The 20,944-nt window shown below is 66.8% G+C and carries 17 protein-coding genes and 3 pseudogenes; 2 read left to right on the forward strand and 18 right to left on the reverse strand.

Annotation, left to right across the window (positions count from 1 at the left end; all coding sequences use genetic code 11):
- Positions 1–34: 34 nt before the first annotated feature.
- Positions 35–1,513: a DHA2 family efflux MFS transporter permease subunit gene (locus QFZ70_RS16400; protein WP_307097112.1), complete on the reverse strand. Its 1,479-nt coding sequence runs from the start codon at positions 1,511–1,513 to the stop codon at positions 35–37.
- Between the two features lie 582 nt (positions 1,514–2,095).
- Positions 2,096–2,536 (reverse strand): annotated as a pseudogene (locus QFZ70_RS16410) (type 1 glutamine amidotransferase domain-containing protein); the annotation flags it as partial.
- A gap of 443 nt (positions 2,537–2,979) precedes the next feature.
- Here QFZ70_RS16410 and QFZ70_RS16415 point away from each other — a divergent pair.
- Positions 2,980–4,711, forward strand: a pseudogene (locus QFZ70_RS16415) (DUF222 domain-containing protein).
- A gap of 123 nt (positions 4,712–4,834) precedes the next feature.
- Here the strand turns inward: QFZ70_RS16415 and QFZ70_RS16420 are convergent.
- Positions 4,835–5,425 carry a TetR/AcrR family transcriptional regulator gene (locus tag QFZ70_RS16420; RefSeq protein WP_307097915.1) on the reverse strand — a complete coding sequence of 197 codons (591 nt, stop codon included), beginning with the start codon at positions 5,423–5,425 and terminating at the stop codon, positions 4,835–4,837.
- 212 nt (positions 5,426–5,637) lie between these two features.
- Between QFZ70_RS16420 and QFZ70_RS16425 the strand changes: the two genes are divergently transcribed.
- Positions 5,638–5,904 (forward strand): hypothetical protein, encoded by a 267-nt coding sequence (locus QFZ70_RS16425; protein ID WP_307097114.1) that lies wholly within the window; start codon positions 5,638–5,640, stop codon positions 5,902–5,904.
- A gap of 28 nt (positions 5,905–5,932) precedes the next feature.
- Here QFZ70_RS16425 and panC read toward each other — a convergent pair whose 3' ends face one another.
- The 15 genes and pseudogenes from panC to dacB form a co-directional block, all read right to left on the reverse strand.
- Positions 5,933–6,850 carry a pantoate--beta-alanine ligase gene (gene panC, locus QFZ70_RS16430; protein ID WP_307097115.1) on the reverse strand — a complete coding sequence of 306 codons (918 nt, stop codon included), beginning with the start codon at positions 6,848–6,850 and terminating at the stop codon, positions 5,933–5,935.
- A 2-nt stretch (positions 6,851–6,852) separates the two neighbouring features.
- The gene (locus tag QFZ70_RS16435) at positions 6,853–7,746 is read right to left on the reverse strand and encodes a Rossmann-like and DUF2520 domain-containing protein (protein WP_307097116.1); all 894 of its coding nucleotides are present in this window, start codon (positions 7,744–7,746) and stop codon (positions 6,853–6,855) included.
- A pseudogene (locus tag QFZ70_RS16440) lies at positions 7,739–9,293 on the reverse strand (PH domain-containing protein). The gene QFZ70_RS16435 and the pseudogene QFZ70_RS16440 overlap by 8 nt, the downstream one beginning before the upstream one ends.
- 140 nt (positions 9,294–9,433) lie before the next feature.
- Entirely contained in the window at positions 9,434–9,946 is a 513-nt protein-coding gene (locus QFZ70_RS16445; RefSeq protein WP_307097118.1) for a PH domain-containing protein, read from the reverse strand.
- Positions 9,927–10,475, reverse strand: coding sequence for a DUF3180 domain-containing protein (locus QFZ70_RS16450; protein WP_307097119.1), 549 nt, complete (start codon positions 10,473–10,475; stop codon positions 9,927–9,929). The genes QFZ70_RS16445 and QFZ70_RS16450 overlap by 20 nt, the downstream gene beginning before the upstream one ends.
- Positions 10,472–11,017 (reverse strand): 2-amino-4-hydroxy-6-hydroxymethyldihydropteridine diphosphokinase, encoded by a 546-nt coding sequence (folK, locus tag QFZ70_RS16455; protein WP_307097120.1) that lies wholly within the window; start codon positions 11,015–11,017, stop codon positions 10,472–10,474. The genes QFZ70_RS16450 and folK overlap by 4 nt, the downstream gene beginning before the upstream one ends.
- Positions 11,014–11,406 carry a dihydroneopterin aldolase gene (gene folB, locus QFZ70_RS16460; protein ID WP_307097122.1) on the reverse strand — a complete coding sequence of 131 codons (393 nt, stop codon included), beginning with the start codon at positions 11,404–11,406 and terminating at the stop codon, positions 11,014–11,016. Before folB ends, folK begins: the two co-directional genes overlap by 4 nt.
- Positions 11,407–11,414: 8 nt before the next feature.
- Complete coding sequence (gene folP, locus QFZ70_RS16465; protein WP_307097124.1) at positions 11,415–12,335, reverse strand: dihydropteroate synthase; 921 nt, start codon at positions 12,333–12,335, stop codon at positions 11,415–11,417.
- Positions 12,336–12,345: 10 nt separating this feature from the next.
- A complete protein-coding gene (folE, locus tag QFZ70_RS16470; protein WP_307097126.1) occupies positions 12,346–12,990 on the reverse strand; it encodes a GTP cyclohydrolase I FolE in 645 nt (214 codons plus the stop codon).
- A 9-nt stretch (positions 12,991–12,999) separates the two neighbouring features.
- Positions 13,000–15,063 carry an ATP-dependent zinc metalloprotease FtsH gene (gene ftsH, locus QFZ70_RS16475; protein ID WP_307097127.1) on the reverse strand — a complete coding sequence of 688 codons (2,064 nt, stop codon included), beginning with the start codon at positions 15,061–15,063 and terminating at the stop codon, positions 13,000–13,002.
- 180 nt (positions 15,064–15,243) lie between these two features.
- The gene (locus tag QFZ70_RS16480) at positions 15,244–16,278 is read right to left on the reverse strand and encodes a LacI family DNA-binding transcriptional regulator (protein WP_307097129.1); all 1,035 of its coding nucleotides are present in this window, start codon (positions 16,276–16,278) and stop codon (positions 15,244–15,246) included.
- 17 nt (positions 16,279–16,295) lie between these two features.
- On the reverse strand, positions 16,296–16,847 hold the full coding sequence (gene hpt / locus QFZ70_RS16485; protein WP_041651844.1) for a hypoxanthine phosphoribosyltransferase: 552 nt from the start codon (positions 16,845–16,847) through the stop codon (positions 16,296–16,298).
- Positions 16,848–16,877: 30 nt separating this feature from the next.
- A complete protein-coding gene (gene tilS / locus QFZ70_RS16490; protein ID WP_307097134.1) occupies positions 16,878–17,936 on the reverse strand; it encodes a tRNA lysidine(34) synthetase TilS in 1,059 nt (352 codons plus the stop codon).
- A 92-nt stretch (positions 17,937–18,028) separates the two neighbouring features.
- Positions 18,029–19,162: a zinc-dependent metalloprotease gene (locus tag QFZ70_RS16495; RefSeq protein ID WP_307097136.1), complete on the reverse strand. Its 1,134-nt coding sequence runs from the start codon at positions 19,160–19,162 to the stop codon at positions 18,029–18,031.
- Between the two features lie 181 nt (positions 19,163–19,343).
- Positions 19,344–20,870 carry a D-alanyl-D-alanine carboxypeptidase/D-alanyl-D-alanine-endopeptidase gene (dacB, locus tag QFZ70_RS16500; RefSeq protein ID WP_307097137.1) on the reverse strand — a complete coding sequence of 509 codons (1,527 nt, stop codon included), beginning with the start codon at positions 20,868–20,870 and terminating at the stop codon, positions 19,344–19,346.
- Positions 20,871–20,944 lie beyond the last annotated feature (74 nt).

The following is a 20,944-nucleotide window of genomic DNA, read 5'->3' on the forward strand; positions in this document are numbered from 1 at the left end:
CCGGCTCGGTGGCGGAGGCCAGCGCGGGCTTAGCTTAGTGCCCCGCGCCGTGGCCCGGGCCGGCACCTTCGGTCTTGCGCATCATCGCTGAAAGTACGACGGCGGCGAGGGCTATGACGGTCGCCGTCAGGAAGGCGGCGCTCATCCCCGCGACGAGGCCCGACGTCGCGGAAACCACCGCGAAGATGGACACCAGCAGGGCGGTGCCCGCGGCGCCGGCAACCTGCTGGGTGGTGCTCATGATCGCGGATCCATGCGAGTAGAGGTGCGGCGGAAGCGGGTTCAGGCCCGTGGTGAACGCTGGCGTGAAGAGCAGCGCCAGGCCGAAACTCAGCCCCACGTGCAGGGTGACGATCCATGCGATGGAGGTGCCGGCGTCGAGCAGTGAGAACTGCCACAGGGCCACCACCATCAGGATGGAACCGGTGACGGTGAGCGGCAGTGGCCCTACCTTGTCGAACAGCCGGCCGATGACCGGCCCCAGAAGGCCCATCGCCAGGCCGCCGGGGAGGAGCGCCAGGCCGGTCTCCAGTGAGCCCAAGCCGCGGACTTCCTGCAGGTAGAGGGGCAGCAGGATGACGCCGCCGAACAGCGCCATCATGGCCACCACCATCAGCAGGACCGAAACCGTGAACATGCGGAAGTTGAACGCGCGCAGGTCCAGCAGCGGGGCTTCGGCTTTCTGCAGCCGCAGCTGGCGAAGGACGAAAGCCGTGAGGCCGGCAACGCCAATAACCAGCGCGGTGATGGCAGTGGCGCCGGGGCCGGCCTGGCCGCCGTGGCCGCCGCCGATCTGGCTCAGGCCGTAGACCAGGCCGCCGAACGCCGGGACGGTGAGGACTACCGAGAGGGCGTCAAGCTTTGTCTTTTCCGCTTCGCCGATGTTGGTCAGGTACTTCGCGCCGATGGCCAGCGCTGCGAGTGCCACCGGGAGGACGAACACAAACATAAAGCGCCACGTGAAGTGCTCCAGGATCAGCCCGGAAACCGTGGGGCCCATGGCCGGCGCCACCGAGATGGCGATGCTGACGTTGCCCATCACGGCGCCGCGCTTGGCCAACGGGACCAGCGTCAGAATAGTGGTCATCAGCAAGGGCAGCATGATGGCAGTGCCGGCGGCCTGGACGATGCGGGCCAGCAACAGGATTTCGAACCCGGGAGCCACGGCAGCAAGTGCAGTACCGCCGGCAAAAAGCCCCATCGCCAGCATAAACACGGCACGGGTGGACAGGCTCTGCAGGATGAACCCAGTGGTGGGGATGACGATTGCCATGGTGAGCATAAATCCGGTGGAGAGCCACTGGACCGTGGGCGCGTCCACCTGGAGTTCCACCATGAGCCGCTGCAGGGCGACGTTCATGATGGTCTCATTGAGGATCACCACAAACGTCGCCACCAGCAGCGTGCTGATGACGGTGACCGATTCGCGGGACATCTTCTCCGGCGCGGCGGGCGTGGTTCCGGGAGCTTGCACGGACTGGCCGCTGGCGTTCGGAGAGACTTCGGTAGACATGCGTGTTCCCTCAGGGAGTTGTGGAAGTGAGTGGTGCGCGGTCAAGGCCGCTGCAGACTCCAACACTCTACCGCTTGGAGTAATTCCTCCGAGCGGGATTTTTCTTTAACCCTGAGGGAACAGTGGGGGTCGGGAGGGGCTGCCGAGGCTGCCTCCGCTGGACCGTCTAGGCCGTTTGGCCGGCGTGCTGACCCTCCGAAATTTCTTCAACCAGTTTGTTATTGAAGGCCGGGAGGTCATCCGGGTTGCGGCTGGTGACCAGCCCCTGGTCCACCACCACTTCCTCGTCGGTGGGGGGGGGGGGGGGGGGGGGGGGGGGGGGGGGGGGCGGGGGGGGGGGGGGGGGGGGGGGGGGGGGGGGGGGGGGGGGGGGGGGGGGGGGGGGGGGGGGGGGGGGGGGGGGGGGGGGGGGGGGGGGGGGGGGGGGGGGGGGGGGGGGGGGGGGGGGGGGGGGGGGGGGGGGGGGGGGGGGGGGGGGGGGGGGGGGGGGGGGGGGGGGGGGGGGGGGGGGGGGGGGGGGGGGGGGGGGGGGGGGGGGGGGGGGGGGGGGGGGGGGGGGGGGGGGGGGGGGGGGGGGGGGGGCCAGTTGGCGCCGGCATTCTGCAGGTCCGTCTGGAGCGTGTGGTAGGAGGTGAGGTTCCGCCCGCGCACCACTCCCGCTTCAATGAGCAGCCACGGTCCGTGGCAGATGGAGGCCACCGGCTTGTGTTGTTCGAAGAAGCTCCTGGTGAAGCTCTGGGCGTCCTTGTCCACGCGGAGGTGGTCTGCGTTGACAACGCCACCGGGGAGCACCAGTGCGTCGAAGTCCGAGGCGTTCGCCTCTGCGACCGTCAGGTCGACGTCGAACGTGTCGCCCTTCTCAGTTCCCTCGAATCCCTGCAGCTTGCCGCTTTTCAGGGCAACCAGGGTGGGCTGGCCGCCGGCGTCCTTGACTGCCTGCCACGGGCTGGTGAGCTCAATCTGCTCCACGCCGTCGGTCAAAAGGAATGCAACCTTCTTGCCTGCGATGCTGTGTTCTGACATTCTTCCTCCTCGCCTGAAGCGGGTTTCAGCGTCCGAATCAGGGCGTAAATTTTCCGCTTCGAGAGTTGTTTGCCTGACAGCTTCCAGCCTAGGAAGTCGGAAAGTAATAAGCAAGCTGAGTATTTTTTCTCAAGCTGGGCGTAGGGTGTGCGCGGCGCAGAATTACGACGGCGGAAGGGCGCCAGGTGCGTGGCGGGCGGTGGCAAGGCCGGCGTGGCGGGTGTGGCATAGGTGTGACGGCAGGCGGCAACTTCTTGTTCTCCCCCCACCACCGGCAAAGCCCGCAGGCACGGAGGATTGTCATTGCCTCGGTGGAGCATGTACCCATGGAGCAAGGCCGGTCAGGTGTGGACATTGGTGAGGAGGCGATCCTGCCTGCCGTGCCAGTTGCGCCGGAAAGCGCTCCCACTCAGAATGTCAGTGCCTCGATGGATGATGTTGGTATGGGAAACGGCGAGGGCGCAGTGGCAGTGATGGAGGGCATTCATGCCTCTGTTGCCGGCGTGGGGGCCCTGTTTCTCAAGGATGCCGCCCTGGCCACTACCGCTGCTGCCGGTGGCGGGGTTGACGCGCTCCAGCGCGCGTACGAGGTCCGTTTGGACCGGTTGGGGCTGCTGTCCAAGCTCGAAGCGCAGATAGCTGGGCTCAAGGCACGCGACGCAGCCGAAGCCTTCGAACTGCAACAAGCGATGACCCCACCGGACGCGCCCGCGCACGAACGAACCTACAACGAGATGTCAGCGATCGAGGAAACCGCCGGCGTCCTGACCATCAGCGGACCCGCAGCCGGAGCGTTCATCACCCAGTCCCGCCAACTCTGCTCCCTCCCGCTGGCCCTGGCGGCACTGTCCTCCGGAACCATCTCCTGGCAACACGCGAAAATCATCGCCGACGAAACAGAAGGCCTCACCCCCGCCGGCGCCAACGCCCTGGTAGCGCATTTCCTCGACCCGGACGCACCCCACCCGGCCCGCGGAGCCGCCGCCGGGAAACTGGTGCCCTCCCGGTTCCGGGCCAGAGTACGGTCCTGGCGCGAACGCCACCACCCCGAATCCATCGAAAAGCGGCACGCCAAAAGCGCGGCCGACCGCCGCGTCGAATACAGCCCCGACCGTAACGGCATGGCCTGGTTCTCCGCCTACCTGCCCGCCCACCAGGCATCCGCGATCTGGAACAAGATCACCGCCCTCGCCCGAGGCGCCCAAAGCCCGAACGAACCCCGAAACCTCACCCAACTCCGGCCCGACATCCTCACCAGCCTCCTCCTCAGCGCAGGAACCACACTCAGCCTCGACGAACACACCAGCCCGCACACCCCCGACGAGGGCCCCGCGGACGGTTCCGAGGACGGCTCCCAGGACGGCTCCGCGGACGCGATCGGACGAGCCGCCCTGGCAATCACCGACAGCAACGCCACGGCCACCGGCACCGGCACCGGCCCCATCGAGTACCAGGACGACCAATACGGGGACGACGAGTACTGGGACGCCGGATACGGGGGGACCGAAGACGCCACAGGCTCCGCCGGCAACAGCGGAGGCACCGACGCCACCACAGGCTCCGCCGACAACGGCGGCAACAGCGGGTACGCGGATGTCGCCAAAGTCCCGGTCCCGAACACAACGGTGCTCGTGACCGTCCCGGTGTTCGCACTCCTCGGACTCACCGACGAACCAGCCGTCCTCGACGGGCACGGCCCCATCCCCGCCTCCATGGCACGCAAACTCCTCACCGACGGTGCCACATCCTTCCACCGCGTCCTCGTGGACCCCCGCGACGGCGCACCACTGGAAATCGGACGCACAAAATACCGGCTCACCAAAGCCATGAAGCACGCACTGCGCCTGCGCGACGGAAAATGCACCTTCCCCGGCTGCAACAACCGCACCCCCGACAACGAAACCGACCACCTCCAACCCTGGCAGCACGGCGGAACCACCGGAATCAGCAACCTGGCACAACTCTGCCCAAAACATCACCGCCTCAAACACAACAGCCGCTGGACACCCACCCCAGCCACCCCAAACGAACCACCCGGCTGGACCTCACCCACCGGCCGCCCACTACCAAAGCGAACACCACAACTGGGAACCACCCCACTGGCCACCCGGCCTCCTGCCCGCCCCGGAACGCAGTTCCATTGAAGAGGTCTTCGTAGAGTACTTATCCGGCTGAGACGCTCTTTCGCGCAAAGAAGCTTTGGACGATCGCTTGGGACTTGATCCCGACTTGAATGACGTAGAACGTCAGCTTCTGCTGATCAAGGAGGTGATGAACGGGCGGCGCGCCGTTCGTTGACTAGCTCCGGTGGTGCTCGATCAGCCAGCCGGCCATCTGCTGAGCCCGCTTGGCCGCGAGCATGTCACCCTCGGTGGCAGAGATGATGGACCCCTTCATCAGGATGTGCCAGGACCGGGCGAACTCTTCCGGCCGCTGGAGCCCGGCTTCTTCAGCAAGGGCCTGCACATGTCCGCGAATCCTGGCGAGGTAATCGATGCTGGCCTGGCCCAGCGGATGGACCGGGCCCATCTCCAGCAGGACATTGATGAAGGAACAGGCTTCGAAATCCTCCCGCAGGAACCAGTCCCCGAAGACGTCAAAGATGGCCAGCAACTGCTCGGTGGGCGTTTCCCCTCGGCGGCGAGCTTCGGAGACGATGGCGTCAACTGTCCACTGCTTGTCCCGCTGTTCGAGGAAGGCAAGGACCAAGGAGTCCTTGGACGGGAAGTGTCGGTAGAAGGTCGCCTTGGCTACCCCGGACCGTTCAATCAGCTCGTTGACGCCAACATCACGCACGCCCCGCTGGGAGAAAAGTTCATAGGCAACGGCCATAATCCTGGAAACGGACTTCGCGGTGGCGCTCTCCGGGGCGGGAGCTTCGGCCACCATGGGTGAAGGAGCCGCCGCGGAAAGCGTGGCTGAAGGTTCGAGGTCTACCGCAGCCTGTGGGAATTCCGCTTCTGACTTCATGGCATTCCCAGTTTACCGCGGCTAGGTAAAGACAGACCGGTCTGCCCACTGTACTGTTGCTTCTATCGCAGTGTCTACGACGCCGCGGAGGTCGTTCAAGGGCCCCTTCGGACTGGTGCAAGGAGGCCCCAATGTCAGCAAAGCGGATGTTCCAAAGCGTGCTCTCGGACCCGGATTCATGGATGTCCAGCGATACGCCGCCCGAAATTCGTCAGCTCGCCCTCGAGTCGCTTCGGTGGCAGGCCCAGGAGATCATCGACGAAGTGCTCTGCAGGGAGGAACCGGCCGAGGAGCTGGTCAGGGCGAGGCTGCGCCGCTGCGTCGCCAGGAATCCGGGCAGGCCGGAGCGGGCGCTCCTCGAACAGCTGACATTCAACCGGGAACGGCCAGGCATCTAGGTTCAGGATTCCGGGCTTCGACGAGCAGCTACGAGCTCAGGGGCATATTGTCGATCAGCCGGACCGGACCCACCTTGGCAGCTATTATCGCCAGGGCTTCACCGCGGAACGGTGTCTCGCGGCAGTTCTCGGCCAGCGGATCCAGGGTGTCCGGGTCCACCACATCGAAGTAGTCCAACGCCACCAGCGGCTGGGACTCCACCATCGCCTGCGCCGACTCCAGATCCAGGGGTTCGCGGGATTTCGCCCGCTCCTCGAGCAAACGCAGCGAACGGGACAGCACCAGCGCGGCTTCCCGCTCTTCCTGATTTAGGAACCGGTTGCGGCTGGAGAGCGCGAGCCCGTCAACCGCCCGGACGGTGGGCACCGCGACTATCGCCACCGGGAAGTTGAGGTCGGCCACCATCCGCCGGACCAGCGCCAACTGCTGGGCGTCCTTCTGGCCGAAGTAGGCGCGGTAGGCAGGCAAGCCACCCTGGTCCCTGTCTGAAGCCGGCAGCCCCGCCCCCGGAATTCCGTAGTGCAGCAGCTTTGCCACTACCGTCAGGGCGCCGTCGAAGTGGCCGGGACGCGAAGCGCCCTCCCACTTTTCACCGAGCATCCCGGATGTGACCCGCACCAGCGGCTCCCCGCCCGGGTACACCTCGTCCACCGACGGGGCAAAGACAAGGTCCACGCCCTGTTCTTCCAGCAGGGCAGCATCAGCGTCCAGCGTCCGCGGGTAGCGTTCCAGGTCCGTAGCGTCGCCGAACTGCAGCGGGTTAACGAAGATGGTCGCCACCACAACGTCATTCTGTTCGACGGCGGTGCGGGCCAGGGCGGCATGCCCCTCGTGCAGCGCCCCCATGGTGGGGACGAGGCCCTGGGAAGTGCCGCCCTTCGACGCAAGGAGCCGTGCACTTTCAACGTGCAGGTCGGCAACAGTAGTAACGATTTTGATGGGCATTCTCAGTCTTCCTCCGGTTCCAGGGCCTCGCGCAGCTCGCCCAGCTGGTTCGGCTTCAGCAGCCCGCGGCCCTCGGCGCGCAGGGCTGTGGCGCGCGCCATCGCCAGGTAGGCCGCCAGCACATCGCCGTGACCGCCGCCGTCGAACTCCCGCAATGCCTCCGCGTGGGCCCGCACGGTTCCGGTGTCGCCACGGGCTACGGGTCCGGTAAGGGCGGATTCCCCGGAGGCCAGCGCGTTCTCGAGCGTGGCCCGCAACAGCGGACCCAGTATGCGTTCGGGTGCCTCCACTCCAACCTCACGGAGCAGCTGGGAGGCCTGAGCCACAAGGGTCACGAGGTGGTTGGAGCCATGCGCCAGGGCTGCGTGGTACAGCGTCCTGTCCGCCTCGGCAATGGCCACGGGCTCGGCCCCCATCTCCACCACCAGCGCCTGCGCGATCGGCAGCATGGCCGCATCCGCGGTGACACCAAAAGTGCAATCCAGCAGGCGGGTCAGGTCAAGGCTCATCCCGGTGAAGGTCATCGCCGGGTGCATGGCCAGCGGAACCGCGCCGGCGGCACGCACCGGGTGCAGCACCCCCACACCAAAGCGACCGGACGTGTGGGCCACCAGTTGGCCCGGCTGCCAGGCGCCCAATTTCGCGAGGCCGTCCACCAGGCCTGGCAGGGCGTCGTCGGGCACTGCCAGCAGCACCAGCTCCGAGCGCTCCACGATCTCCTGGACTTCCAGGATGGGCACGCCGCGGAGCAGTGTCTCGGCACGTTCACGGCTCGCTTCGGAAACGGCTGAGACTCCGACCACGGCGTGCTCGGCTGCGCGAAGTGCTGCGCCGAGCACGGCGCCCACCTTTCCGGCGCCGACGATTCCGACGCCGAGGCGTCCGGGTTTAGCCATGCTGCTGGCCTTCCTGCGTGGGGGCTGGGGCGGGGGCCGGGCTTTCGGCGGGCTCAACCAGCGGAGTGGGGGCCGGGGCGGGAGCCGGGCTTTCGGCGGGCTCAACCAGCGGGGTGGGGCTGGGGGCGGGGCTTTCGGCGGGCATCAGCTCCGGGGCGCCTGGTGCCACCTGGGCCAGCCACTGTTCGGTGGTCTGCCGCTTCCGTGCCAGCCGGGCGCGGGCGGATTGTGCGTCAAAAAGCGCCAGCGACTGCTCCACGCCTGCCTGCCGAAGGCGCGGCACAACGGGTCCGGCGGTGGTGTGCAGCACCAGGTCTGCCACCTCGAACCGGCGCGCCAGCGGACCCTGGTGCAACGCCATGGACTGGGTCCGCTGATGCGGCACCACCACGAGCTCGCGCCACCAGCGGCCGGAGCGGATCAGCAGGGCGGTGCCTGTGGCGGCGAATCCGTTCCGCCGCCATCCCAGCGGTGCTAGGAGGCGGGCCCTGCGCGGCGTGGTGACGAATCCGCCGTCGGAATCCAGTCCGTGGAGCCCGGCACCGAACACTGCCGCGGGTTGCTGCGTGCCGGGGTCCGGTAGCACCAGCGCAAGGATCGACATCACATCTTCGAGCCTGCCCACCGGCAGGAGCGTGGTCCGGCCCGAACCCTCGCCGGCCCCCTCAAGGGCGCCGTATCCGGCCACGTTCACCTGGATGCGGTACCAGCCCAGCGCCCGCCACATCGGCGGCTGCGCTACTTTCAGTGCCTGGATCCGGCCGGGCGGAAGTGTTTGCGCCTGGGTATCCAGCAATCCGTAGCGGAGCCGGATGCCATCGGGCGAAATGGCCGCAGTGAAGTTGTACCCCCTTGTTGAAAAGGCCCCAGTAACTGGCGGCCAGGCCGAGGGCGGCGGGGATCAGGTAGAAGTAGAACGCGGCGTTGCCGGTGGCGGCGGAAAGGACCACTGCGCTTACCGCGCCCGCCACCACAAAAATGCTCTGCTCGCTGAGCAGCAGGGAACCGACCAGGCGCGACGGCGGCACGGACAGTACCGGAAATTCCGGCGCCTCGGGCGCCGGCTCCTCAGGGCGGGACGGATCCAGGGCTACCCCGGCAGCCCGGGCAAGGATGGTGGCGCGGAGCTGCCGGGCGTCGTCCATCTTCAGGTAGGCCAGCCGGACGGCGGACTCCCCGGCGTCGGCCACCTCGAACTTGAGCTCGGCCAGGCCGAAGATGCGGGCCAGCATGGGCTGCACGATATCGATGGCCTGGACCCGGTCCAGCCGCGCCTGGCGCTGCTGCCGGAAGAGGAAGCCGGTGTTGACCCGGACGTAACCGCCTGAAACCTGGTACTTGGTGAAGTACCAGGTGAGAATGAAACCCAGCACCGCGATGAGCAGCACCACTCCGCCCCCGGCCAGCAGCAAGGGCGCCCGGCCCGCAAACTGGTCTTCAAGGATGGGCCGGCCTTGCAGCGCCCGCTCGAAGACGTCGCGGCCGAAGAAAAAACCGATGGCGGCCAGGGCCACCCAGCCACGGACGAAAGGCGACGCCGGGTGCACCCGCAGCCATTCGCCGTCGGCCTGGCCTCCGGTCCCGGCTGCGGCCGCAGCCTCGGCTTCACGCGAAGGGTTCTGCGCGGCATCTTCGGTAGCAGGGGCAGTGGCAGGGCCCCCCAGTTCCGGACGCGGCCCCTCCGCCGTCACAGTCCTGCCAGCCTGGCTTCGCCCCGGGCAGCCAGCTGCTCGCGCAGCCGCGCGCCCTCGGCTGCCGGCAGCCCGGGGATCTGGGCGTTGGTACCGGGTGAGGCCGTGTGCAGCTTCAGGGTACAGAGGCCCAGCCCGCGTTCCACGGGGCCAACTCCGATGTCCACATACTGCATCCGGCCGTAGGGAACGGCCATGGTGCGCTGGAAAAAGATGCCGGTCCTGATGAGCAGGTCGTCGTCCCGCTCGGCGTACCCGATGGCCCATACCTGGCGCGGAATCAGCACCAGCCGCCAGATGGCGAGCACCAGTGCCGCGGCCGGCACGGCGACGGCAAGCCACAGCGGCGGCCAGGCCCACACGTCCAGGAGGACAAACAGCAGGGGCAGGGACAGGACAAGCACGGTAATCAGGTTCCCCAGTGCCCACTGCACCAGCCGGACAGTGACGTACTTGGGTGACACCCGCTGCCAGGCGATTCCCGGCGGGTCAATCGCCTCGGTATGCATATTCGCCTTCCCCTGTGGCTTCGCCGCGTACCGCGCGGTTCGGTTTGCCGTCTGCGCCCTTTGTGTCGCCGTCCTCGGGCGGAATTTTACAGAACCGCTCCACCAGCAGGCCCACTACGATCATCAGCAGTCCGCCGCCGGCCATCGCCAGCGCCAACCAGGTGATGCCCTGGTTGCTGCGCAGGCTCCAGATCCGCAGCTGGTCAAGGAAGATCCCCACGTGCCAGCCGAGCAGGACCGTGCCCGCGTAGGCGCACGCCTGGGCCAGCACCAGTGTGCGGGCTGCAAGGAGCGGATCGAGGACCCGTTTCTTTTGGGTGCTGTTGGGTTTGTTGCTGTTGCGCCACCTCAGGACCCTGATGCCGAGGACCAGGGTGATAACAACTATGACGGCCATGGTGGCCAAGGCAGTGAGCGGAAGGACTGGAGTGCCCATGCCATAACGGCTGGTCACCACCGTGGCAGACCAGCCCGCGACCGCCAGGATGAAGCCGATCAGCAGGAGGCGCAGCGGGCTGAGTGGCTTCATCGCTCGTCCACCGTCCCGGCGGTGCGCAGGCCGTCAAAGTCCCCGAATCCGTCGAACGGGGCAAGGCCGCCAAAATCCTCCGCCCGCGCCGCCAGCGTGCTGATGCGCTCACCGTTCAGGGTAGCGGCCGGCTCAATCAGCGACCAGGGGTAGAGGACGAAGGCCCGGGAGGCCGCACGGGGATGGGGAAGGGTGAGGGCAGGATCATCACTCCGGAGCTCGCCATAGGTGATGATGTCGACGTCGAGCGTGCGCGGCCCCCAGCGCACCTCCCGCACGCGGTGGTGCTTGTTTTCCACGGCTTGGCAGTGTTCCAGCAGTTCGTGCGGGGTAAGGTTCGTTTCAGCTGTGATGACCATGTTCAGGAAGTCAGGCTGGCCGGCGGGCCCGCCCACAGGTTTGGTCTGCACTATCGGCGAAACGGCCAGGAGGCGGATTTCGGGCGGGTCAACGAGGTCCGCAACCGCCTCGGTCAGGGTCTCGTTGCGTTCGCCCAGGTTGCTGCCCAGGGCCAGCACAACTTTGGAATAACCGGAGTTCATGGCGTCTCCCCCTGGAACGTTTTGTCCCCGTTGTTCCGGGCGCGGTGGACGCTGACGGCCACGTCGCCGAAGGGCACCTCGATGGGTGCCTCGGGTTTGTGCACTGTGACGTCCACGGCCTGGAGCCGGAATTCGCTGAGCAGGCTGTCCGCGATCCGGACGGCCAGCGCCTCGATCAGGTTCAGCGGCTCCCCGGAAATCCATTCGGTAATACGCTGCGCCACCTCGCCATAGTGCGCGGTGTCCCGGACGTCATCGGATTCCGCCGCTTTGGCGAAGTCAAGATAAAGCACTGCGTCCACAACAAAAGGCTGGCCCTCGCGGCGTTCAAAATCAAAGACACCGTGATGGCCGACGGCGGTGACGCCGGTCAGCGTAATCCTGTCCATGGCTGGGCCTACTGGGTGGTTCTTGGGGCGGCCATGCGCGCGGCAACCTTGACGGCGTCGAGGCTGGAACCGACGTCGTGCACGCGTACGCCCCAGGCGCCGCGGGACGCGCAAATGGCAGTGATCGCAGCGGTGGCCGCGTCCCGCTCCTGGGGAGCGGCGGACTTTCCGGAAACCGTCAGCAGGGTGCCGAGGAACCGCTTGCGGGAGGCGCCGACGAGGATCCGGTGGCCCAGGCTTTCCAGCTGGTCCAGGTTCTGCAGGAGCTCCCAGTTCTGGGCATCATTCTTGGCGAACCCCAAACCGGGATCGATGATGATCTGTTCCTGGCTGACACCCGCGGCGTAAAGCTTGTCCCGCACTCCGGCCAGTTCGGCCACTACCTCGCCCGCAACGTCCTTGTACTCCGCCAGGGAGTTCATGGTCCGGGCGTCGCCGCGGCGGTGCGTGAGGATGTAGGGAGCTTTGGAGGACGCCACAAGTTCGGCCATTTCCGGTTCCATGGTGAGGCCGGAGACGTCGTTGATGATGGCGGCGCCGGCGCCCAGGGCTGCAGCAGCTGTGGAGGCGTGGATGGTGTCGATGCTGACCAGGGCGCCGGCTTTCACCAAAGCCTCAATCACGGGGATCACGCGCTGCTGCTCTTCTTCGGGGCTGACGTCCTCAGCACCGGGACGGGTGGATTCTCCGCCGACGTCGATGATGTCCGCGCCCGCGTAGAACATCCGCAAGCCTGCGGCGATGGCCGTGTCTGCCGTTGCGTGCTGGCCGCCGTCGCTGAAGGAGTCCGGGGTGACGTTGACGATGCCCATCACCAGGGTGCGGCCAGTGGGCAGGTCTTCGAACCGTGCCGCCGGGCGCGGTTTGCGCAGGACAGGCAGTGGAGAAGTTGCGGGGCCGGTTCCCGGCGCTGCAGCTAGTGAATCCATGGTCTGATCATTACCTTCCGAGGATGAGGCTCATGGCTTCGGCACGGGTGGCCGGGTCATGAAGCTGCCCGCGGACCGCACTGGTGACGGTCTTTGCTCCGGGCTTGCGGATACCGCGCATGGACATGCACATGTGTTCGCATTCAATGACGACGATCGCCCCACGGGGTTTGAGGTGGGTGACCATCGCTTCGACGATTTCCGTGGTGAGGCGCTCCTGCACCTGCGGGCGGCGGGCGTAGATATCCACGAGCCGGGCAAGCTTGCTCAGCCCGGTGACCTTGCCGTCATGGGAGGGGATGTATCCCACGTGGGCCACCCCGTGGAACGGCACCAGGTGGTGCTCGCAGGTGGAGTAAAAGGGAATGTCCTTGACCAGGACCAGTTCCTCATGGTCCAGGTCAAAGGTGGTGGACAGGACGTCGGCGGGGTCGTGGTGCAGCCCCGCAAACACCTCGGCGTAGGCTTTGGCTACCCGCTTTGGGGTGTCCACGAGTCCGCCGCGGTCCGGATCTTCTCCGATGGCCAGGAGAATCTCACGGACGGCAGCCTCGATTCGGGGCCGGTCCACCTTGAGGTGTTTGGAGTGGTGGGCGCCGTCCTCCGCCGGGTGTCCGGCGGAGGCGGGTACGTCGTCATCGTCGAAGTGGGTCACGTAAGAAGCTTAGCCGCGAAGGGTGTCAGGCCCCGAGTCGGGGATCCCTCCCTGGAACGGGGCGTCTTCCGGAACTCCCTGCGGATGCGGCGGCTGGGCGTCCAGCGGCTCATCCAGCCGTGCCTGCTTGGCTTCCTCCTGGGCCTCGCGCTCCGCCTTTTCCAGGCGGGATTCCACGGGGCCGGCCTTTTGGACCGGACGGGTTTCCTTGGAGAGCCACACCTCGCGGAAGTCGCGCTTGCGGATGTCGCGGAAGATGTCGGCGATCTCGATCTGGTTCAGCGTTTCGCGTTCCAGCAGCTCGAGGGCCAGCCGGTCAAGGACTTCCCGGTTCTCGGTGAGGATGGCGTAAGCCTCGTCATGGGCCTGGTCAATCAGCCGGCGAACTTCTTCATCCACCACGTAGGCGATCTGGTCCGAGTAGTTGCGCTCGTGCCCGGCGTCGCGGCCCAGGAACGGCTCGCCGCCGCCCTGGCCCAGCCGGACCGCTCCGACGCGTTCGCTCATGCCGTATTCGGTAACCATCTTGCGGGCGGTGCCGGTGGCTTTCTCAATGTCGTTGGAGGCGCCGGTGGATGGATCGTGGAAGACGATTTCCTCGGCGACGCGGCCGCCCATGGCATAGGCCATCTGGTCCAGCAGCTCGTTGCGGGTCACGGAGTACTTGTCGTTTTCCGGGACCACCATGGTGTAGCCGAGTGCCCGGCCGCGGGGAAGGATGGTGATCTTGGTGACGGGGGCGGAGTTCCGGAGCGCGGCCGCAACGAGGGCGTGGCCGCCTTCGTGGTACGCGGTGATCTTGCGCTCGTGTTCCTTCATCACGCGGCTGCGCTTCTGCGGGCCGGCCATCACGCGGTCGATTGCCTCGTCCAGGGCACGGTCATCGATCAGGTTCGCGTTGGAACGGGCGGTAAGGAGGGCGGCCTCGTTAAGGACGTTCGCCAGGTCGGCGCCGGTGTAACCGGGGGTCTTCTTGGCGACGGCTTTGAGGTCCACGCCGGGCGCCATGGGCTTGCCCTTGGCATGGACCTGCAGGATCTGGTCGCGGCCGATCAGGTCCGGCGCGTCAACACCGATCTGCCGGTCGAAGCGGCCCGGGCGCAGCAGCGCGGGGTCCAGCACGTCCGGACGGTTGGTGGCGGCGATCAGGATGACGTTGGTCTTGACGTCGAAGCCGTCCATCTCCACCAGCAGCTGGTTGAGGGTCTGCTCGCGTTCATCGTTGCCGCCGCCGATGCCGGCACCGCGGTGGCGGCCGACGGCGTCGATTTCGTCCACGAAGATGATGGCCGGCGAGTTTGCCTTGGCCTGTTCGAAGAGGTCGCGGACACGCGAAGCGCCCACGCCGACGAACATTTCCACGAAGTCCGAGCCGGAAATGGAGAAGAAGGGAACGCCTGCCTCGCCTGCGACGGCACGGGCCAGAAGGGTCTTACCGGTGCCTGGCGGGCCGTAGAGCAGCACGCCCTTGGGAATCTTGGCGCCAACGGCCTGGAACTTGGCGGGTTCCTGCAGAAACTCCTTGATTTCCTGCAGTTCCTCCACGGCCTCATCGGAACCGGCAACATCAGCGAATGTCACCTGCGGCATGTCCTTGCTGACCATCTTGGCCTTGGACTTGCCGAACTGCATGATCTTGGAGCCGCCGCCCTGCATGCGGGTCATGAGGAACCAGAAGAGTGCACCCAGGAGGATAACCGGGATCAGGAGGGAGAGCAGGCCGGAGAACCAGTTGCTTTCGATCGGCTGGTCGGTGTAGCCGCCGGTGGGAGCGGAAGCGGTGACGGCCCGGACAACGTCCTGGGCACGTGCGTCAACAAAGAAGAACTGGACGCTCTTGCCCTTGTCCTGCCCGTCCTGCTGGTAGTTTTCCTTCAGCACCAGGTCAACGCGGTTTTCACCATCGAAGATCTTTGCCTGCTCAACGTTGTCGCCGGCGAGCAGTTCGAGGCCCTTGTCAGTGTCAATCCGTGCGGCACCGCCGGGAGCCAGCGTTGCAAAGGCCACCAGGAGCATGCCGATCACGACAACGATCCAGATGCCCGGGCCCTTGAAGAAGTTCTTAGCTTTCATCTGTTCGGGGGCTGGCCCCGTCCCTCCTGGTAGTGCTGCACGGCGAGTAGTCTGCGCGCGTGATGGTGCTGCGTCAGCTTCTAGCTATACACCGTCCGGAGTAGATCACGCATGGTGCGGGGCAAAAGTTCCCTCTGGGCGTAGTGGCCGCCGCCGCCCGGGCCGGGGCCTGCGCTGGGCTTAGATCCGCGGCCTGGCCACGGAGCCGCGAGGTACCAGCGGACAGTTAAGCAGGACCGGTTCCGCGACCGACCGGCCATGCCCAGGCGTTCCTTCCACCATGTCGATCAGCCGTTCCGCGGCCCAGACGCCCATCTCATAGTGGGGCAGCGCAACGGTGGTCAGCCCGGGGTGCAGGTTGTCGGCGATCAGTTCCTGGTCGCCGAAGCCAACGACGGAAAGGTCGTTCGGAATTGCCACGCCCAGCTCCGCGGCGGCGCGGTAGGCCCCCATTGCCATGCTGTCGTTAAAGCAGAACAGGGCCGACGGCGGGTTGCCGGCTTCGATAAACCTGCGCGCGGCCTTGTAGCCTCCCTTTGCATCGGAGGAAGCTGCCTCCACAGGCGCTGCACCGGCGTCGAGCCCGGCGCTGGTGAGGATCCCCCGGAAGCCACGGAGCCGCTCACGGGCGGAAGGCACGTCCGCTGCGTTGTTGATGAAACCGATGCGGGTGTGCCCGGCGGCCAGCAGGGTTTCGACGGCGGTGCGGGCGCCGGCGTACTCGTCCGGGACCACCGAGGGGAAACCACCGCTGACGGCATCAATGAGGACAGCCGGCACCTGGCCCAGGTTGGCCGGGGCATCCACGGCCCGGCGGTCCATGGTGGCGTAAAGGATGCCCTCCACCTGCCGCTCGAGCAGCGCCTCCACGTCCGCCTTGCGTGAGTCCGGGCTTGCCGTTCCGGACGTGTTGATGACCATCAGGGTGTAGCCGCGTGCCCGGGCAGCATCATCAGCACCGAGGATGATCCGCCCTGCGTGCGGCGTCGTGGCAATATCCTCGCTGACCAGCCCGAGCATCCCGGTGCGCCTGCTGCGGAGGGCCTGCGCCAGGCGGTTCGGTCCGTAGCCCAGTTGCCCGGCGGCGGACCGCACCTTGTCCCGCGTTTCGGTGCTTATCCGCGCGGAGGCAACATCGTTCAGGACGTGGGAGACGGTGGTGACGGACACCCCGGCGGCGAGGGCCACGTCCTTAATCCCGACGTTTTTGCGCAAGGTGCGTGGGGCGCAGCCTACTCGTAGACGTGCGGCGCGAGGGTTCCCACGAAGTCGAGGTTGCGGTACTTTTCGGCGTAGTCCAGGCCGTAGCCCACCACGAATTCGTTGGGGATGTCGTAGCCGACGTACTTGACGTCAATTTCCACCTTCGCGGCGGTGGGCTTGCGGAAGGCCGTGCAGATCTCAACCGAGGCGGTGCCGCGCGATTCCAGGTTGGTCTTCAGCCAGGACAGCGTGAGGCCGGAATCGATGATGTCCTCGACGATCAGCACATCCTTGCCCATGAGGTCCGTGTCCAGGTCCTTCAGGATCCGGACAACGCCGGAGGACTGGGTGCCGGAGCCGTAGGAGGAAACGGCCATCCAGTCCATGGAGATGTGGCTGTGGAGTGCACGTGCGAGGTCAGCCATGACCATAACAGCGCCCTTGAGGACTCCCACGATGAGGATTTCACGGCCCTCGTAGTCCTTGTCGATCTGCGCAGCGAGCTCGGTGATCCGCTGCTGGATCTGCTCCTTGGTGTAGAGAACGTGCTTGAGGTCTGCCTGGACGTCGTTTGAATCCACCAATGGCTCCTGTGTAGATGCGGGGTGCGACTATTTTGCGGGCGGTTTTTGAGGCCGGAATACTAGCTTCCCACAGCGCGCGCCTCCGCGGGGACCGGGTGTGCTGTGATCCGGAGCGGCAGGGCGGTCCGCGGCCGGGACATCTTCCAGCTGTGCGAGCGACAACCGGAACACGCCCACTCCCCCGGGCAGCTCAACCGGGCCCGCCGAGCCGTGCCGCCGCAGCAGCGCTTCCGCGGCCAAAAGGCGCTGGTAGCTGGGCTGCTGCCCGCCGACGTCGGCCGCCGCCTTGGCGATCACACGGAACCTGATGGCGGGGGCCAGGGCGCGCAACGCGTCCTCCGGAAGGCTCAATTCCCGGCCGTCCCGCTCCACCAACGACGTGAAGGTGGCTTCAGCCACATCCTCCAGGTAGTCGGCGTCCAACTGCAGGATGGAGGCGGTGCGGGCCAAGGATTCCGCGACGCCGGGGCCCAACTTCTCCTCGAGGTGCGGCAGCACTTCCACCCGCGTGCGTGAGCGGGCGAACGCGGGGTCCGAATTGCTGGGATCATGCCATGGTCGCAGTTCCTCGACAGCACAGATCTCCTCGGTGTCCGCCCGGCGAAGTCCCAGGAACGGCCGCAGCAGCAAGCCGCGCGCAGGCCTCATCCCGGCCAGCGAACGGGTACCCGAACCACGGGCAAGGCCCAGCAGCACCTGCTCGGCCTGGTCGTCCAGGGTGTGGCCCAGCAGGATGGCGTCCGCTCCCTGGTCTACTGCGGCCGCTTCAAGCGCTGCGTGCCGGGCTTCCCGGGCCGCGGCTTCCGGGCCCAGGCCGGCGCCAGCGACCGTGACGGTCCGGACTTCCACTGGGGCAAGGCCCAGTTCCTGCAGGACCTGCGCAGTTTCCGCCGCCACCTGGGCCGAAACCTCCTGCAGCTGGTGGTCCACCACCACCGCGCCCACTGTGATGGGGTGGCCCTCAAGGTGCCCGCGGCGGGCGAAGTAGGCTGCCACGGAGGCCAGAGCGAGGGAGTCCGGGCCGCCGCTGCACGCCACGAGGACGTGCTGCGGGTAACCGGCCTCGGCCAGAGCGCCCTGAAGCATTTTGCGCGCAGTACCGACGACGGGCGCCAGTCTTCCGGGCCGCCGACGGCCGGTGGGGTGGGTGGGCTGGCCGGGGCAGGGAATGGTGTTAATCAGAGTCCCATCCGCTCAAGCCACAGCTTGGCGTCATGGATTTCCGGTTCCGTGGGGAGGTGGTCCACCGACTCCCAGACCCTGTTGAAGCCTTCCATTCCCGCGACGTCCACCACGGCACGGACGAAACGGGCGCCGTCGGAGTACTGGCGCATTTTCGCGTCCAGGCCCAGCAGGCTGCGGATGAATTTTTCCACCACGCCGCGGTCCTTGCCGCGGTCGTTGAAGCGCTGCCGGATGGTTTTCACGGACGGCACGATGCTGGCGTCGACGGCGTCCATCACCACGTTAGCGTGGCCTTCCAGAAGGCTCATCACGGCAGTCAGGTGCGAGATGGCAGCCTTTTCCTCCGGGTCCTGCAGGAGATCCAGGATCGCACCGCGGCCCGGCGTATTTCCGTTGCCGGTGCGGTCCTTCAGTGAGCGGGCAGCGGCGGTGGCCCGCTCCATCAGCGTGTCAACGTTGCCCAACAGGTGCTCGCTGAGTTCGTCAATCTGTTCGAGCATGTGGTGCCGCAGCCAGGGTGCGGCAGCGAACTGGACCCGGTGTGTCTGTTCGTGAAGGCAGACCCACAGGCGGAAATCCTCGGGGGTGACGTTCAATTCACGCTCCACGGCCACGATGTTGGGCGCGACCAGGAGCAGCCGGCCACCCGACGGCGCCGTGGAACCTTCGGCGAGCGCGGCAAAGGGATCGTACTGGCCAAGGACCTTGCTTGACAGGAAGGCCAGGACCGCGCCCAGCTGGCTGCCGGTGATGGCGCCGCTGACACTCGCGGCAGCGGGACTCAGCGTGCCGCGCCGGTTTTCGAGCATCTTTGCCATGGCGGGTTTCAGCATCACTGCAAAGCTTTGGGTATTGGCTTTCGCCCACGAGGCGCGGTCCACCACCAGCACCGTCGAGTCGCGGAGGTCCCGCGCCGCTTCCAGCCCCGTGATTTCGTGGACATGCTCAACCGAGGCGTCGGCGAGCCGGCGCAGGCTTTCCACGGCATCTCCGATGGCGGCATTGTTCATCACCGGACCGGCAGGAGCCAGCCGCGCCGCGGTGGAGGCGGCAAGGTCCCAATTGATCAGGGCCGAGGCCTGGCTGGACAACGTTTGGGCTGACGACTCACCTGCAGTGGACTCCATAGTTCCCATCAGAACACAGCAGGCCGGGGATAGTCCTTAAGTTCGCTGACCGGCGAACCTCCGCAGCCCCGATTCACAGGGGCCAGCTGAACCCTTAGGAACGGCCCGGAACCGCATGAACGGTGCCGGCCGGAACCGTTCATGCGGGGCAGAGCCGCTCTCAAGCGCCTGCCAGGGAACTTTACCGGCAGCCGCAGGCCGCGAGCGCCGTCGCGGCGCGGTCCAACGCCACTCTGTTGCCCGCGGCGCCCGGCGTGAGCCCGTTGCCGATGAAGGAGAAAACCAAAAGGCGGCCGTCGGCGTCAACCACAAAGCCGCTGAGTGCAAGCACCGAATTCAGGGTTCCGGTCTTGGCGCGGACCAACCCTGCGCCCCTGGCTGTTGAGTCATCGCCGAAGCGCTGATCCAGGGTTCCGGTAAGGCCAGCGACCGGAAAACCGTCAAGCGCCGCGCGGAGCCTGGCGTCCGTGCCGGTGGTCATTGCCCGTACCACTTCGGCGATCTGCCGGGCTGAAACCTGGTTGCCCATGGCCAGGCCGCACACGTCGACCAGTTTCACGGTGCCTGCGGGGATTCCGGCATGGGCGAGCTGCGCGCGGACGGCAGCCGTGGCGCCGTCGTTACTGCCCGGCTGGCCTGCCGCGATTGATGCCATCCGGCCAAGGACTTCCGCGAGGTAGTTGTCCGATTCCTGCAGCATGTGGTCCACCTGCTCCGCCACCGTGGCCGACTGCACTTCGGCCAGGACTGCCGGCTCCCCTGCAGCATCTTCCGCTGGCTCACCCGCCGGTTGCCCCGGCCGCGGGGAACGTTCGACGGCGGCTGCGACGGTCAGTCCCGCGGCCGCGCCTGCCGTCCGCAACCGGGCCGCGAATTCCTCGGCCACTGTGATTGCGGAGTCCTTCGGGCGCGGGCCGGTGGTGACGGCAGGATCGTAGCGGGCCGAGTTCAATGCCAGGGGAAACAGCGGCGCCACTTCCCCGGCAGCCACATCCCCCTCCTGCCATGCGGGGTTGAGTGCCGGACCGGTAAACAGGGAGTCATCCACAAGGACCTGGATCCCGCCCGCAGTTCCCGCGGACTTCAGTGCCTCGACAGTCGCGGCAGCCAGGGTAGCCAAGCCGGCACGTCCCATGACCTGGTCCGCCTTGGAGTCCCCCGACGTAAGGAGAACATCGCCGCCGCCCACCAACACGACCTGCCCGGCGGCGGAACCTGCAACCACGGAGGTGGTAAAGCGGTGATCGGGGCCAAGGGAGCGCAGGGCAGCCACCGCGGTCAGCAGCTTCAGGTTGGAGGCCGGCACCCTGTTCTCGGAACCGCCGCGGTCAAAGAGAACCTGCCCGGTGAGCGCATCCTGCACCAGCCCCGTAAACGATCCGCCGCCGTCGGCCTTCAACAGAGGCTCCAACTTCGCTGTCACGCTGGACGCCCGCGGGACGGCGGCTCTGTCATCCAGCGGGGCAAGTCCTTGCCCGGGCGCCAACGTGGTTGGAGCCTGCTGCCATGCCGGTACCGGCGGAGGGGGCGCAGGGGGCTCGGGCCCCAGGAAACCCGGGGCCACCAGCAGGGATGCGGGGACCAGTAGGACCACCAGGAGGGCCGTCAGCAAAAACGCTGGCCAGGACCGCCGCAGGCCGGTGACGCCGGCGCGGACACGGTGGCGGACATGGTCCAGCCCAGGTTCCGGGGCAGTTGGTTTGGTCATGCTGGTGCTGGTCCTCAAGTCCTGAAATATCCCCACAAGTTCCTGATTCCAGGGCCTCTCGCTATATCCTCAAT

This window comes from Arthrobacter sp. V1I9, assembly GCF_030817075.1.
Classification (GTDB): Bacteria; Actinomycetota; Actinomycetes; order Actinomycetales; family Micrococcaceae; genus Arthrobacter.